The sequence below is a fragment of the Aeromonas sp. S18(2024) genome (assembly GCF_041402525.1).
In the GTDB taxonomy this organism is placed as follows: Bacteria; Pseudomonadota; Gammaproteobacteria; order Enterobacterales; family Aeromonadaceae; genus Aeromonas; species Aeromonas enteropelogenes.
The window spans coordinates 1-14,437 of the sequence record NZ_JBGLQV010000010.1 but is presented as its reverse complement, the minus strand read 5'-3'; the positions used below and the strand labels follow the sequence as shown (position 1 = coordinate 14,437).

Below are 14,437 nucleotides of genomic sequence, written 5' to 3'. Positions count from 1 at the left end.
TAGATGGCTAGCACGTTTTCCCTGATCCTGGTGGTGGTCTGCGCGATCACCGGTGTTATCTGGTGCCTGGACAAGATGATCTGGTCCAAGCAGCGCGCGGCCAAGATCGCCGTGGCCCGTGCCCACGGCGGCGCCAATCTGGACGAGAAGACCCTGGCCAAGGTTGCTCCCGTGCCGGTCTGGATCGAACAGACCGCCGGGATCTTCCCGGTCATCACCTTCGTGCTGGTATTGCGTTCGTTCATCTTCGAACCGTTCCAGATCCCGTCAGGCTCCATGATGCCCACCCTGCTGGTGGGCGACTTCATCCTGGTGGAGAAGTTTGCCTACGGTCTGCGGGATCCGGTGACCAACACCAAGTTCCTCGAGACCGGTGAGCCCAAACGCGGTGATGTGGTGGTGTTCAAGTACCCGCTCGAACCTCGGGTGGACTACATCAAGCGGGTAGTCGGCATGCCGGGGGATAGGATCATCTATCGCAACAAGGAGCTGATGATCCGGCCCAAGTGCGAGGAGCAGGAAGGGAAAACGTGCCCGGGCTTCAAGAAGCTCGACATCAAGTTTGAACAAAGAGGTGAATTTACCCAGATGGGGATCCCCCTTGACCGCTATACCGAGCAGTTGGGCGATGTCTCCCACGAGACCCTGCGCAATCCGCTGATGCCCGATATGGTCGGCCGTTACTATCGCCAGCCGGGCACCTACCCGGATGAGTGGGTGGTGCCGGAGGGGCAATACTTCGTGATGGGCGACAACCGTGACAACAGTACCGACAGCCGTTTCTGGGGCTTCGTGCCCGAGCAGAATCTGGTGGGCAAGGCGGTCGCTATCTGGATAAGTTTTGAATTTGAGCGCGAAGAAGGCTCCCTGCTGCCAAGCTGGGTACCAACAGGGGTGCGCTTCAACCGCATTGGCGGAATCAAGTAAATGAATATCAAGATGAACAGACTGCAGTCCCGTCTCGGGCATGTCTTTCAGGATCAAGAACTGCTGACCCGGGCGCTGACTCACCGCAGCGCCGGTTCCCGTCACAACGAGCGACTGGAATTTCTGGGTGACTCCATTTTGAGTCTGGTGATTGCCGATGATCTGTTCCACCGCTTCCCGCAGGCGGCGGAAGGGGATCTCAGCCGGATGCGTGCCACCTTGGTGCGCGAGAAGACCCTGGCCGAGCTGGGCCGGGAGTTCGACCTCGGGGATCACCTGATCCTGGGGCCGGGCGAGCTGAAAAGCGGCGGTTTTCGCCGTGAGTCCATCCTGGCCGACACGGTCGAGGCGGTGATCGGCGCCATCTATCTGGACTCCAATCTCGAGACGATCCGTACCCTGCTGCTGGGCTGGTATGCCAGCCGCTTGGAGGAGATCAAGCCGGGCATAGAGCAGAAGGATCCCAAGACCCGTCTGCAAGAAATTCTGCAGGGAAGCCGCAAATCCCTGCCGACCTATACAGTGACCAACGTCAAGGGCGAGGCCCACAACCAGGAGTTCACCGTGCAGTGCGAGGTGGAAGGTCTGGATGGTCCGCTGGTCGGGGTCGGCACCAGTCGCCGCAAGGCCGAACAGGCCGCAGCGCAGCAAGCATTGGAAAAACTGTCATGACAGATACTACCTACTGCGGCTTTGTCGCCATCGTGGGCCGCCCCAACGTGGGCAAGTCCACTCTGCTCAACAAGCTGCTTGGCCAGAAGGTCAGCATCACCTCGAAGAAGCCCCAGACCACCCGTCACCGGATCCTGGGGATCGACACCGAGGATAACTACCAGACCATCTATGTGGACACCCCGGGTCTGCACATCGAAGAGAAGCGGGCCATCAACCGCCTGATGAACCGCGCCGCCACCAGTTCGCTGGGAGACGTGGCCATGGTGGTGTTCGTGGTCGACGGTACCCACTGGACCAAGGATGACGAGATGGTGCTGGGCAAATTGCGCCACCTCAAGTGCCCTGTGGTGCTGGCGGTCAACAAGGTCGACAACGTCAAGGAGAAGGAAGAGCTGCTCCCCCACCTCGAGTGGCTGGGTCAGCAGATGGCCTTCTCCCACATCCTGCCCATCAGCGCCCAGAAGGGCACCAACGTGGCCAAGATCCGCGAGTGGGCCAAGGATCTGCTACCGGAGAATGTGCACTTCTTCCCGGAAGATTACGTGACCGACCGTTCCTCCCGCTTCATGGCCTCCGAGATCATCCGTGAGAAGCTGATGCGTTTCACCGGCGAGGAGCTGCCCTACTCGGTGACGGTGGAGATCGAGCGCTTCAAGGTTGAAGAGAGCGGCATCTTCCACATCAACGCCCTGATCCTGGTGGAGCGCGATGGCCAGAAGAAGATGGTCATCGGCAACAAGGGTGAGAAGATCAAGACCATAGGCACAGAAGCACGCCTCGACATGGAACGGCTGTTCCAGAACAAGGTGCACCTGGAGCTGTGGGTCAAGGTCAAGGCGGGCTGGGCCGATGACGAGCGTGCCCTGCGCAGTCTCGGGTATGGTGATGATTGATTGCTGACCCCGGCTTTCGTCATCCACAGCCGGCCCTATCGGGAGACCAGCCAGCTGGTCGAGGTATTCACCCAGGATAGTGGTCGCTTTACCCTGGTGGCTCGCGGTTCCCGCGGGCCACGCTCCCCTCTGAAGGGGCTGCTGCAGCCCTTTACCCTGCTCACCATCGCCTGGCGTGGCAAGGGGGATCTCAAGAATCTCACCCAGGTGGAGTGCCCGGATCACTCCCTGCGCTTAGGGGGGGATCGCCTCTTCTACGGCCTCTATCTCAACGAGCTGGTCTACTACCTGCTGGAAGCTCATACCCCCTTCCCCGAGGTGTTTGATGCCTATGCCCGTGCCATCATGGCGCTGGCGGATGGCGAGACCCCGGAGCTGCCCTTGCGACGCTTCGAATTTCTGCTGTTGCAGGCCCTCGGTTATGCGGTGGACTTCGAATATGCCGCCGACGACGATGCGCCGATCCAGCCCGAACTGCTCTACGGTTTCGAGCGCGAATTGGGCTTTGTCGCTTGCGAGCGGGCGCCGGATCCCCGTACCCTGTTTCTCGGTGCCCACCTGCTGGCCTTCGCCGAGGGACGTTTCGATACTCCCCCCCTGCTGCAGGCGGCCAAGCGTTTTAGCCGGCTGGCCTTGCAACCCTATCTCGGCAAACGCCAACTCAAGAGCCGGGAGCTGTTTTTGAAACGCAAAGCCAGTATGCAAGGCTGACATACGGATATCGGAGCTGGCGCCAAGGCGGCAGCCGCACAGTCAACAAATGAAGTGTTTCAAGGAGTCGTCATGAGTGAAATCTACCTGGGTGTGAACATCGACCATATCGCCACCCTGCGCAATGCCCGCGGCACCCAGTACCCGGATCCGGTACAGGCCGCCTTCGTGGCCGAGCAGGCTGGCGCCGATGGCATCACGGTTCACTTGCGGGAAGATCGCCGCCACATCACCGACCGGGACGTGGAGATCCTGCGCCAGACGATCCAGACCAGGATGAACCTGGAGATGGCGGTGACCGAAGAGATGATCGGCATCGCGCGGCGCATCAAGCCCCATTTCGTCTGCCTGGTGCCGGAGAAGCGCACCGAGGTGACTACCGAGGGTGGCCTGGACGTAGCCGGCCAGCTGGACAAGGTGACCGATGCGGTGACCCGTCTGGCCGCCGTCGGCGCCCAGGTGTCGCTGTTTATCGATGCCGACCCCATCCAGATCGATGCGGCCGCCGCGAGTGGTGCTCCCTTCATCGAGATCCATACCGGTCGCTACGCCGATGCCACCACGGATGCCGAGCGCAATGCCGAGTTCAAGCGCATCGCCGCCGGTGCCTCCTATGCCGCCGGCAAGGGCTTGAAGGTCAATGCCGGCCACGGCCTGCACTACCACAACGTCAAGGCCATCGCCGCCATTCCCGAGCTCTATGAACTCAACATTGGCCACGCCATTATCGGTCGTGCCGCCTTCGACGGCCTGGCCAAGGCGGTCAGCGATATGCGTGCACTGATGCAGGAAGCCCGTCAGGGGATCTGATCGGCCGAGACTGACAAGAGATAAAAAGGGACGCTGCGGCGTCCCTTTTTATCAGTGCCGCCCGGCATGCTGAATTGTGCCTGACCTGTGGTTTGCTAGCTGGCGGGGGTCAGCTCAATGGAGGGTGTCAGTTCAAGGGTAATGAGCTCCAGCGGTGCCAGCTTGATGACGGCGCCATTGCCAAGCGAAGAGGGGACGGTCGGGTTGTTGCCATAGCGTGACCGAACCTCGAAGTAGCTTGCCTCCCCCGACGGGATCTCAAGTTGACGCTGTGGTTCCAGCAGGAATTGTTGAGGCTGGCTCGACGGATTGCGCAAGGAGATAAATGCTCTGTCGGGGCTCCACGCGGCCCAGCCGTAGACTTCCAGCAGGGTGGGATCGCCGCCGATCCAGTGGCTGTCAAACAGAGCGTCCTGGTTCTGGCGTGACCAGAGCGCCGCCCTGGCCAGCAGATCCCAGTTCTCACCGGTCAGCAGCTCGGGAGTGAGGTAGAGCTCCTGCAGTTGGGTACCGGTGGCGAAGTAGCTCCAGGCCTGATCGGCAAAGTCCTGCGGTGACTGCTTGTCCAGATGTTTGGCCTGCTTGGCATAGACCAATCCGTGCAGCATCAGGGAGTTGAGCGGAAACAGGGGACCGTTTTTGACGATAGAACGATAGGTTTCGGCATCCCGATAGGTGATCCATTGCTGAACCTTGGAGCCCGGACCGTAGAAGTTGATGTCATCGCCGCCGCGCCAGATGGAGTCGGCGAAGAACAGCCAGGCGGGGGAGGCCGTAGTACCCGTGGTCAGGTTGATAAACACATCCTTGTTGGTGGCCCGCGCATCCGCGATGAGATTGATAGCGGCATCGAAGTCGCTGGTGAAACGGCTCCCCTTGATCAGCTTGTCCGCATTGCCGGTACCGTCAAACTTGAAGTGAGTAACCCCCTGTTCCTTGATGAGCGACATCACCTTCTGGTGGAAGTTTTGATAGTAGATCGGGCCCGAGAGGGCGAACTTGCCATCGCTCAGTTCATACCCGAACTCGGCGGCATGGGAGATCCGCTCATCCCTTGGTTTGTTGTAGCCGCCCCAAGGGGAAAGCCAGATCCCGAGCTGGGCATGGTATTTTTCGGCAGCCTTTTTCAGTTTGCGAAAACCGTCGGGGAAGTCCTTGCTAAATGCCCAGTTGCCCTTGCGATTGTCCCAGCCATCATCAAACAGAAAGCCGTTTACGGGTACCCCACGCTGTTTGACCAACGCCTCGCCAATCTGGTTGATGCGCTTGAGGGCCTCGGCCTCCGTGTAGGGAGTGAAGAAGCCTATGTCGAGCCAGGAGTTGTAGTGCAGATAGGGGGCGTAAGGTCTGTCGCGGGCGTCATTGATAAAGCGGTTGAAGTCGCGTCTGAGCTGGCCCTCACCGCAAGTGCCGATATAGGTGCGATAGCTGAGCGGTTTGTCTTGCGAGAGGGGGAGTTTGAGGGAGACAAGTTGGCTGACGCCCCCCTCGTAGGCACGGGTGTTGACCAGTGGATTCTGCGGCGTGATGAAGAAGCTGTCGCTGATGATGGGGGAACTGTTGATGGCTCCATAGACGAACGGGGCCTGGGTGCGAAATGGCAGCATGGAAAAACCGTTGATCCGCTTGTCGTTTTGCCGAGTGCCCAGTGAGAAATCAATGCTGGCGTAGCTTTTGTTCGAGGGCAGCCGGATAGCGCTTTTGACCACGAAGTCGGCGTTTTTCAACTCTAAGTTGATATGGTCTTGCACCTTGGCGAACGCCGTGACTCTGAAGTCGGCCGATGAGGTCAGCCGATCATCCAGCCCTTTGATATCAAACAGATTGTTCGAGCGGATGAGATCGCCATTGGCAGTGTTGGTGAAGGTGATCTCTCGGAACTGGTCGGCAGCTGTCTCGACGGTGATGCGGTACTGGTTTCCCTCCAGCGACATCACCTCGGCCCGGGCGAAGGTGGGTAGGGTCAGCATGACCAGCAACGTCATGCTCGCGATATGTGAGTGCATGGTTGTCTCCGTGCGGTAGTGGAAAGGTCAGAATGGTGTGCTGGCGGGTTGCCTCCTGTGGCTTGTGGATGGGAGGATTCGAACAAACCCAAGGATGCGTATCGGAGAGTGGCCGTCAGCCACCAGTTGATACAGGTGGCTATCCTGTTTATCTCGTAGGACAAGACCCTGCATCCCTTTCATTCCACCATCCTTGCCCGTCTGGTCATCAGAAAAAGTTTCGATCCGTTTCAAAACCATATGCTTGTGGCTTGCACAACAAAACAGAGTGCAGCCTGCTCTATGAGTAAGATCACAAAAAGAAAGGTATCGAAGTTTTTTGAGATTTATGTGTAGCGAGTCACTATGTTCTCTTGCACAGGAGAAAGGCTTTGTTGTGGCTTTATCATCGAATCATGATGGATGGAAACGAAATGAAATCTTTGTTTCAACACATCGCTTCGGCAGAAGAGTCTGTGCAAATAGCTGAAAAGCGTCGCTCCATTACACTGAATACCTATGATGCCATCCCGGGAGAAGCGGCCTCTAGCGTGCGCCATGTAGGTGGTTCCTGACTCTTGATTGCACGCAGATGCATACCAGCTCAAGGTCGCAACCGAAGGAAATAGCTCAGAGCAATAAGCTATAAGCGATTGATGTCAAAAAGGGTTACACTGACTGGCCTGCACACTGGAAGAGCCCCTTATGTACCGACCCGAGATTGCCGAGATTGAACCCGTTGCCCGCGCCGCGGGGGAGGCCATCATGGCCATCTACAGCCAGCCCTTTGCGGTAGAGTACAAGAGTGACGAGAGCCCGCTCACTGCCGCCGACAAGGGGGCCCACGAGGTGATAGTGCGAGCGCTTGCCAGGCTCACGCCAGATATCCCCGTGCTGTCGGAGGAGTCGGGCCCGCAAGTGATGGCCGAGCGGCTGGAGTGGCGGCGCTACTGGTTGGTGGATCCTTTGGATGGCACCAAGGAGTTTGTCTCCCGCAACGGCGAGTTCACCGTCAATATCGCGCTGATTGAAGAGGGGGCACCGCGCTGGGGGCTGGTCTACGCTCCCGTGCTGGACAAGCTCTGGTATGGCGGCAAGGGACTCGGTGCCTGGTGCATCGCCGATGGCAGGCGTGAGGCCATCCAGACACGCCCGCACCGGGAAGGAAGCCCCTGGCGGGTGGTGGGCAGCCGCAATCACCTCTCGCGGGAGACCCTCGATTATCTGGCACGCTTTGGTGACATGGAACGGGGCGAGATTGAGCTGGTCTCCATGGGCAGCTCCCTCAAGTTCTGCATCATCGCCGAGGGGGGCGCCGAGCTCTATCCCCGTCTTGCGCCTACCTGCGAGTGGGACACGGGGGCCGCCCAGGCGGTACTGGAGGGGGCCGGTGGCAGCGTGACCCGGCTCGATGGCGAGCCCCTTGTCTACAACAAGCCGGATATCCTCAATCCCTGGTTTGTCGCGAAGGCCTGATCGGGCGTTGCTGGTAGCCGGGGTAGAAAAAGAGGCCGGACAGTGTCCGGCCTCTTTGCATCCATCGTTTGCGGCAGCGCTCTCTTAAAAGACCTTCTTGAACGGTTTGACCGTGACGCTGGCATAGATGCCGGCCGCCACATAGGGATCGGCATCGGCCCAGGCCCGGGCATCCGCCAAGCTGGCAAACTCGGCGATGACGGTACTGCCGGTGAAGCCGGCATCGGCCGGATCCTCGGCATCGATGGCCGGGTTGGGGCCGGCGGTCAGCAGACGTCCCTCATCCTGCAGCGCCTGCAGACGGGCCAGGTGAGCGGGGCGAGCCTGTTTGCGCAGCGGCAGGCTGTTGGGAACATCTTCCGAATAGATGAGATACCACATGAGAGCGTCCTTTTCTTGATGCGATTATTTTTTCAGCTCGCCTTTCTGCTCGGCGGGCAGGTGGCGATAGAGGTAGGCACCACATAGCAGGGTAAAGACCAGGGTCATGCCGAGCAGGCCGAATACCTTGAAGTTGACCCAGATCTCCTGCGGCAGATTGAATGCCACATAGAGGTTGAGCAGACCACAGACGGTGAAGAAGCCGACCCAGCCGAGGTTGACTTTGTCCCAGATGGCATCGGGAGCTTGCAGCTCCTTGGCCAGCATCTGCTTGATCAGGTTCTTGCCAAAGCCGTAGCGGCTGATGAGCAGCCCCAGGGCAAACAGGGCGTTGACCACGGTGACCTTCCACTTGATGAAGGCGTCATCGTGGAAGAAGACGGTGAGACCGCCGAAGAAGCCGACCAGCAGGAAGGTGAACAGCTGCATCTTCTCGACCTTGCGATAACGCACCCAGCCATAGATGAGCTGCAGGCCGGTCACCACCACCAGGGCGCCGGTGGCCATATAGATGTCGTAGAACTTGTATACGGCAAAAAATACAATAAGTGGAATAAATTCAATAAATTGCTTCATGTCTGGCCCATTGTCCTCAAAATTTGGTTCAGTTTACCTGCAAGGTGGATAACGGCAAATGAATAAGACCGCTCATTTTGCATCCGGTTCCCTGTCGCTACTCTGGTCGAACATCTGGCCGGCAATCTCGCCGCCGAGGCGTTTCTGATCCGCCAGCAGCTCGCGGATATGGCGCTCTTCGATAAGCGGATTGAGCAGCACGGCCCGCAACAGGGTGAGGGGCTGGGCACCGTAGCGCACCACCGCCCGCTGGGTGCGGGAGACAAAGCTGTGCCCCTCGGCCCGCTGGGCCTTTTGCAGGGCGACATTGAAGGCGTTGATCTGCTCGTTGGCTGTCTCGTTCAGGGGCTTGCCCTGCAGATGGGGCGGAATGCAGCGGTAGGAGAGCAGGTTCATCACGGGGGCCGACATCAGCTCGAAGGCGGGATCCGCATCGATGAGTTCCGCCATCAGGCGTGCCCGATCGTAGTTGGCCTCGATCAGGCTGGCGTAGCCCTGCTGGCCAAACAGCTGGAAGGCGGCGTCCAGATAGAGGGCGTTGGCGGGGCGGGTTCCTTCCAGGGTGAAGCGTCCCTGATCAAAGGAGCTGGCACGAATGGCGTAGGGGGCCTCGCGCTTGACCGTCATCATCAGATCCGGCTGGCGGCAGAGCAGCATGCCGGTACCGAGCGGCACCAGCAGTTGCTTGTGGCCATCCAGGGTGACGGTATCGGCCCGCTCGATCCCCTCCAGCAGCCCCTGATAACGGGGAGAGAACAGGGTCGGACCGCCCCAGGCGGCATCCACATGAAAGTGGATCTGCTCGCGCTCGGCGATGGATGCCAGCTCCGACAGGGGATCGATGGAGCCAAAGTCGGTACTGCCGGCGACGCCGACCAGTGCCAGCACCTTCAGCTTCTGTGCCTTGCTCTGGGCAAGGGCCTGCTCCAGCGCCGCCAGGTCGAGCCGGTTGTGCTCGTCGGTGTCGAGGCGCCACACGCTTCTGGCCCCCAGCCCCAGCAGATCCATCCCCTTGTCGAAGGAGTAGTGCATCAACCGCGAGCCCAGGATCACGGCGCCGCGATAACCCTGCTCATAGAGGGCGAACAGGTTGTCGCCACAGGCGCGGTTGCGCGCCAGCCAGAGGGCGGTGACGTTGGCGATGGTGCCGCCGCTGGTCATGACGCCAAGGGCGGCATCCTTGGCATGCATCTGCTCGCCATAGAAGTCGTCATCGGCGCGGTAGATGAGGCGGTGCAGCTTGGCCAGTACCTCCCGCTCCAGAAAGCTGAGCAGACGGGAGGACTCCATCTTCATCGGATTCTGGTTGAGCATCACCAGCAGGCGCGATAGCTCGGCGGTGAAGGCCGGTAATGGTGCCGTCATGTGCCCCATGTAGCGTGGCGAGGTGAGGTGGGAGGCGCCGGGCACCAGGATGGCCAGCCGGGCCAGATAGTCGTCGATGCTGATGCCCTGGGTCGGCATGCGGGACTGATCGAGCTGGTGGGTGAACTGCTTGCGCTGGTAGGGAGCCTGGCTGTCATCCGAGTGGTGAAAATGCTTCAGCAGGGCGGTCATCGCCTCGCCAAAGGCCGGGGTCGGTTGTGTAAACAGCTCAGTCAGCTTCATCAGGTTCTCCAGACCAGATCACCGGGGTCGGTGTGCATGTCCCTTGTCGCGGGCGTCGGCGGCAGAGCATACACCATAGGGGGGGAGGGTGACAGCCATCCCCTTTTTTAAGCTAACACTTGTACACTTAAAATGGGCTGGGTAGAGTGGAGCCAGTTATCGTGGAGTGCGTATATGAGTGGTGAGATGGATTACTCCCCCCGGGAGGAGCTGGCCAACCGGCTGAGTCATGGGGCTGGGCTGCTGCTGGGGATCGTCGGTCTGGTGCTGTTGCTCGTCAAGGGATGGGAACAGGGTACCCGGGCGCTGGTCAGCTATGGCCTCTACGGGGGCAGCCTGGTGCTGCTCTACCTCGCCTCGACCCTCTATCACAGCGTGGCGGAGGGAAAAGCCAGGCGCTGGTGCAAGGTCTTCGACCACTGTGCCATCTATCTGCTGATCGCGGGCACCTATACCCCCTTTCTGCTGGTGACCCTGGATACGCCCTTGGCGCGTGGCTTGATGGCGGTTATTTGGGGGCTGGCGCTGGCGGGAGTGGTGTTCAAGCTGGTCTTCATCAACCGATTCAAGCGGTTGTCGCTTTTTACCTACCTTATGCTGGGCTGGTTGTCGCTGCTGGTCATCTATCAGCTCTATATCCACCTGGCCGGTGCCGGCTTGCTGCTGCTCGCCTTGGGAGGACTGGTTTACAGCCTGGGGGTCATCTTCTATGTGGCCAAGCGCATTCCCTATAACCACGCCATCTGGCATCTGTTCGTGCTGGGGGGCAGCATTTGTCACTTTGCGGCCATCTATGGTTATGTCGCTGACTAGCCCTTAATTGGTATTTATCGCCGTTTTAAAGGATAAATTCGTGCGGTATCACACAGTTGGCCCCGGCTTTTACTGACAAGCTAGTCACAGTTTCAATTCGCAAAGGATGCACAAGATGAGTGATATCGCGCTTTCCATCAGCATATTGTCGCTGGTGGCGGTGCTGGGGCTGTGGCTGGGCAACTGGCGGGTCTATGGCGTTGGATTGGGAATAGGGGGGGTGCTATTCGGTGGCATCATAGTGGGCCACTTCGCAGGGGTCTCGGGTCTGGCGCTGGACTCGCAGACCCTGCATTTTATTCAGGAATTTGGCCTGATCCTGTTTGTCTATACCATCGGCATCCAGGTCGGTCCGGGCTTTTTCTCCTCCTTGCGCAGCTCCGGGCTCAAGCTTAACGGCTTTGCCGCCCTGTTGGTGCTGCTCGGCTGCGTGGTGGCTGTGGTCCTGCATCAGCTGTTTGATGTGCCGCTGCCGGTGATCCTCGGGGTTTTCTCCGGCGCAGTCACCAATACCCCGTCACTCGGTGCCGGTCAGCAGATCCTGGGCGAACTCGGCGCCGCGCCCGGTTCGACCGGCCTGATGGGGATGGGTTATGCGGTGGCCTATCCATTCGGCATCTGTGGCATCCTGATCACCATGTGGCTGGTGAGAGTCTTCTTTCGCATCAAGATCGACGACGAAGCCGCCCTGTTCGAACAGCAGACCGGCAAGACCAAGGAGAGCCTGCAGACCATCAATATCGCGGTGCGCAACCCCAACATGCATGGTCTGATGCTAAGCGAGATCCCCAGCCTCGACGAGTCCGATGTCATCTGCTCCCGCCTCAAGCGCGGCGAGGAACTGATGGTGCCCAAGCCCGAGTCCCGCATCGAGCTTGGGGATTTGCTGCATCTGGTTGGCGAACGCCACGCCCTGCACAAAGTGCTGCTGGTGCTGGGAGAGGAGGTGGAGACCTCTCTCTCGACCCGTGGCACCGATCTGCGGGTGGAGCGGGTAGTGGTTACCAACGAGCAGGTGCTCGGCAAGAAGATCCGCGATCTCGACATCAAGCAGAAGTACGATGTGGTGATCTCCCGCCTCAACCGGGCTGGTATCGAACTGGTGCCGACCAGTCAGACCAGCCTGCAGTTCGGTGACATCCTCAACTTGGTGGGGCGGCTCGATGCCATCGAGGCGGTCACCAATGTGGTGGGCAACGTGCAACAAAAACTGCAGCAGGTGCAGATGCTGCCGGTGTTCATCGGTATTGGCCTCGGCGTGCTGCTGGGATCCATCCCCTTCTATCTGCCGGGATTCCCCGCTGCCCTCAAGCTGGGGCTGGCGGGCGGGCCGCTGGTGGTGGCGCTGATCCTGTCGCGGATCGGCAGCATCGGCAAGCTCTACTGGTTCATGCCCCCTAGCGCCAACCTGGCGCTGCGAGAGATTGGCATAGTGCTGTTTCTGGCGGTGGTCGGCTTCAAATCAGGCGCCGGCTTTGTCGATACCCTGATCAATGGTGATGGCCCGGCCTGGATGTTCTATGGCGCCGCCATTACCCTGATCCCGCTGCTGGTGGTCGGCGTGCTTGCTCGTCTCTATGGCAAGATGAACTACCTCACCCTGTGCGGTTTGCTGGCGGGCTCCATGACGGATCCCCCCGCCCTGGCTTTTGCCAACGCCATGCATCCGACCAGCGGGGCCAGCGCCCTCTCCTATGCCACCGTTTACCCTCTGGTCATGTTCCTGCGGATCATCTCGCCGCAGTTGCTTGCCATCATCCTCTGGGCAGGTGCCTAGTATTCCGTCCGGGTGGGAGCCTGCCTGATCAGGCTCCTACCATCATCATTTGCAATCTATTGATAAAATACACTTTTATTGCCACACCTTCGCTTTGCAACACCCTTCTGTCTGGCTGAAAATTCGAGGTTTAAATCGGTCCATCTGTTCGAATTTTCGAACTGGTTATTTGCACCATCAAGGAGCAAAGTACGCTGTGGTTTTTTGTATGCCAAAAACAGGACTCAGGAGCGAAGATGATCACCAATAGCATTACCTTGGCACAGGGCGTAACCGTTACCCAGCTGAAAGGAGAGGTCTATCTGCTGGCCGCAGATGGCAGCCGCAAGCAGTTGGCGGAAGGTGATGTAGTGCCAAAAGGTGCTGTGATCATCTCTCCGGAAGGGGGGAGTTTTCTCGGGGGGGAGCAACAGTTCACCCTGATCCCCGCAGAAGAACCCCGTGAACCAGCCCAAGAGGCAGAAACCCTGCTGGCGCAAAATGGAACAGCCGGTGCGCCGGATGATATCAATGCGCTGCAACAAGCGATCCTGGGGGGCGCCGACCCGACCCAGACCTTTGAAGCCTCGGCTGCCGGCGGGGCTCCTGCCGCCGGTGGTGGCGTGGGCGGTGTGGCCGGTGCCAGCGGCAACGGTGGCTTCGTCACTATCGATCGTACCGGTGATACCACCATCTCTCAGGCCGGTTTCGACACGACCTACAACACCAATGCTGAACCCCCGCGCGATGCGCTGGGAGGGGAAGAGCAGACATTTATCTCCACCAACCTGACACTCTCAGCAGCACCTCAAGTGAATGAAGGTGGCACTATCACTTTCACTGCGTCCGTGGATACACCGGTTTTTGGTACCGATCTGATAGTTACTCTCTCCAACGGTGCCGTTATCACTATCCCTGTCGGCCAGAGCTCGGGTTCAGTGACCGTTGCAGCCCCCAGCGACAGTCCTTATGTCGATCCGTCAACCATCACAGTCGCGATCACCGGCACCCAGGGTGGTGGCTTCAATCAGATCATTATCGGTCCTTCGACGACCACCGAGATTAACGACACCGTCGACACCACCACAGTGACCTTGAGCGCTCCGGCGCAGGTCAATGAAGGGAGCCAGATCACCTACAGCGCCAGCGTCAATAACGCGCCGCAAGGCGATCTGGTGCTGAGCCTGTCGAACGGGGCGAGCATCACCATCAAGGCAGGCGAGCTGAGTGGCAGCGTGACGGTCGCCGCGCCTGGCGACGATGTCTACAAAGATGGCAGCAACCTGACGGTGAGCATCACTGGCAGCAGCGGCGGCAACTACGAAAAACTGGATACCAGCAGCACGGTGACCACCGAGGTGGCCGATACGGTGGACACCACCACAGTGACCCTGAGCTCGGCCACCGCCGGCCAGGAGGTGGTCGAGGGCGGCAGCATCGTCTACACCGCCAGCGTCAACAACCCGGTGAGCGGCAGCCCGCTGACCGTGACCCTCTCCAACGGCGTGGTCATCACCATTCCGGTGGGAGCCAGCAGCGCCAGCAGCGATCCGGTGCCGGTACGTAGTGATGACATTTATCAGCAAGGTGAAGAGTCACTGAGCGTCACTATCGATAAGACCAGTGGCGGCAATTACGAGAATGTGGTTACCACTGGCACCATCACCAATACCGTGGTGGATGATCAGGATGCGCCGACACTGACTCTGACTGGGGATGCCAATGTGGTCGAGGGGGGCAAGGCCAACTACACCCTGACCATCAGCGACGCGCCGAAAACCGATCTGACCGTCAAGGTGGTGGTGGGCCACATCACCACCGACGAG

The 14,437-nt window shown here is 59.5% G+C and carries 13 protein-coding genes; 9 read left to right on the top strand and 4 right to left on the bottom strand.

Features of this window, described 5'->3' with window-relative positions:
• Positions 1-3: 3 nt before the first annotated feature.
• The 5 genes from lepB to pdxJ all read left to right on the top strand — a co-directional run bounded on the left by lepB (position 4) and on the right by pdxJ (position 4,016).
• Positions 4-927 carry a signal peptidase I gene (gene lepB, locus ACB034_RS15860; protein ID WP_042070081.1) on the top strand — a complete coding sequence of 308 codons (924 nt, stop codon included), beginning with the start codon at positions 4-6 and terminating at the stop codon, positions 925-927.
• Positions 928-1,599 carry a ribonuclease III gene (gene rnc, locus ACB034_RS15855; RefSeq protein WP_026456172.1) on the top strand — a complete coding sequence of 224 codons (672 nt, stop codon included), beginning with the start codon at positions 928-930 and terminating at the stop codon, positions 1,597-1,599.
• Positions 1,596-2,495: a GTPase Era gene (era, locus tag ACB034_RS15850; protein WP_026456171.1), complete on the top strand. Its 900-nt coding sequence runs from the start codon at positions 1,596-1,598 to the stop codon at positions 2,493-2,495. Before rnc ends, era begins: the two co-directional genes overlap by 4 nt.
• The gene (gene recO / locus ACB034_RS15845; protein WP_042028311.1) at positions 2,496-3,206 is read left to right on the top strand and encodes a DNA repair protein RecO; all 711 of its coding nucleotides are present in this window, start codon (positions 2,496-2,498) and stop codon (positions 3,204-3,206) included.
• A 72-nt stretch (positions 3,207-3,278) separates the two neighbouring features.
• Positions 3,279-4,016 (top strand): pyridoxine 5'-phosphate synthase, encoded by a 738-nt coding sequence (gene pdxJ / locus ACB034_RS15840; protein ID WP_371173225.1) that lies wholly within the window; start codon positions 3,279-3,281, stop codon positions 4,014-4,016.
• Positions 4,017-4,111: 95 nt separating this feature from the next.
• On the opposite strand, the gene ACB034_RS15835 is transcribed toward pdxJ, so the two are convergent.
• The gene (locus ACB034_RS15835) at positions 4,112-6,022 is read right to left on the bottom strand and encodes an enterotoxin (RefSeq protein ID WP_371173224.1); all 1,911 of its coding nucleotides are present in this window, start codon (positions 6,020-6,022) and stop codon (positions 4,112-4,114) included.
• Positions 6,023-6,706: 684 nt separating this feature from the next.
• Here ACB034_RS15835 and cysQ point away from each other — a divergent pair.
• A complete protein-coding gene (gene cysQ, locus ACB034_RS15830; RefSeq protein WP_371173223.1) occupies positions 6,707-7,477 on the top strand; it encodes a 3'(2'),5'-bisphosphate nucleotidase CysQ in 771 nt (256 codons plus the stop codon).
• An 84-nt stretch (positions 7,478-7,561) separates the two neighbouring features.
• Here cysQ and ACB034_RS15825 read toward each other — a convergent pair whose 3' ends face one another.
• The 3 genes from ACB034_RS15825 to ACB034_RS15815 all read right to left on the bottom strand — a co-directional run bounded on the left by ACB034_RS15825 (position 7,562) and on the right by ACB034_RS15815 (position 10,042).
• On the bottom strand, positions 7,562-7,858 hold the full coding sequence (locus ACB034_RS15825) for a YciI family protein (RefSeq protein WP_026456167.1): 297 nt from the start codon (positions 7,856-7,858) through the stop codon (positions 7,562-7,564).
• Between the two features lie 24 nt (positions 7,859-7,882).
• Positions 7,883-8,434: a septation protein A gene (locus ACB034_RS15820; RefSeq protein ID WP_371173222.1), complete on the bottom strand. Its 552-nt coding sequence runs from the start codon at positions 8,432-8,434 to the stop codon at positions 7,883-7,885.
• Between the two features lie 72 nt (positions 8,435-8,506).
• Positions 8,507-10,042 carry a pyridoxal-dependent decarboxylase gene (locus tag ACB034_RS15815; RefSeq protein ID WP_371173221.1) on the bottom strand — a complete coding sequence of 512 codons (1,536 nt, stop codon included), beginning with the start codon at positions 10,040-10,042 and terminating at the stop codon, positions 8,507-8,509.
• Between the two features lie 174 nt (positions 10,043-10,216).
• On the opposite strand from ACB034_RS15815, the gene ACB034_RS15810 reads away from it, so the two are divergent.
• The 3 genes from ACB034_RS15810 to ACB034_RS15800 form a co-directional block, all read left to right on the top strand.
• Positions 10,217-10,855 carry a hemolysin III family protein gene (locus ACB034_RS15810; protein ID WP_042028321.1) on the top strand — a complete coding sequence of 213 codons (639 nt, stop codon included), beginning with the start codon at positions 10,217-10,219 and terminating at the stop codon, positions 10,853-10,855.
• Between the two features lie 115 nt (positions 10,856-10,970).
• The gene (locus tag ACB034_RS15805) at positions 10,971-12,632 is read left to right on the top strand and encodes a putative transporter (RefSeq protein WP_371173220.1); all 1,662 of its coding nucleotides are present in this window, start codon (positions 10,971-10,973) and stop codon (positions 12,630-12,632) included.
• A gap of 236 nt (positions 12,633-12,868) precedes the next feature.
• On the top strand, positions 12,869-14,437 hold a 1,569-nt coding region (locus ACB034_RS15800), incomplete at its 3' end, for a retention module-containing protein (RefSeq protein ID WP_371173219.1).

What these genes read in the sequence shown, in the direction of transcription:
- ACB034_RS15810 (WP_042028321.1), top strand. Translation starts at nt 10,217, where the DNA reads ATGAGTGGTGAGATGGATTACTCCCCCCGGGAGGAGCTGGCCAACCGG.
- ACB034_RS15805 (WP_371173220.1), top strand. Translation starts at nt 10,971, where the DNA reads ATGAGTGATATCGCGCTTTCCATCAGCATATTGTCGCTGGTGGCGGTG.
- pdxJ (WP_371173225.1), top strand. Translation starts at nt 3,279, where the DNA reads ATGAGTGAAATCTACCTGGGTGTGAACATCGACCATATCGCCACCCTG.
- ACB034_RS15835 (WP_371173224.1), bottom strand. Translation starts at nt 6,022, where the DNA reads ATGCACTCACATATCGCGAGCATGACGTTGCTGGTCATGCTGACCCTA.
- ACB034_RS15820 (WP_371173222.1), bottom strand. Translation starts at nt 8,434, where the DNA reads ATGAAGCAATTTATTGAATTTATTCCACTTATTGTATTTTTTGCCGTA.
- rnc (WP_026456172.1), top strand. Translation starts at nt 928, where the DNA reads ATGAATATCAAGATGAACAGACTGCAGTCCCGTCTCGGGCATGTCTTT.
- cysQ (WP_371173223.1), top strand. Translation starts at nt 6,707, where the DNA reads ATGTACCGACCCGAGATTGCCGAGATTGAACCCGTTGCCCGCGCCGCG.
- ACB034_RS15815 (WP_371173221.1), bottom strand. Translation starts at nt 10,042, where the DNA reads ATGAAGCTGACTGAGCTGTTTACACAACCGACCCCGGCCTTTGGCGAG.
- ACB034_RS15825 (WP_026456167.1), bottom strand. Translation starts at nt 7,858, where the DNA reads ATGTGGTATCTCATCTATTCGGAAGATGTTCCCAACAGCCTGCCGCTG.
- era (WP_026456171.1), top strand. Translation starts at nt 1,596, where the DNA reads ATGACAGATACTACCTACTGCGGCTTTGTCGCCATCGTGGGCCGCCCC.
- lepB (WP_042070081.1), top strand. Translation starts at nt 4, where the DNA reads ATGGCTAGCACGTTTTCCCTGATCCTGGTGGTGGTCTGCGCGATCACC.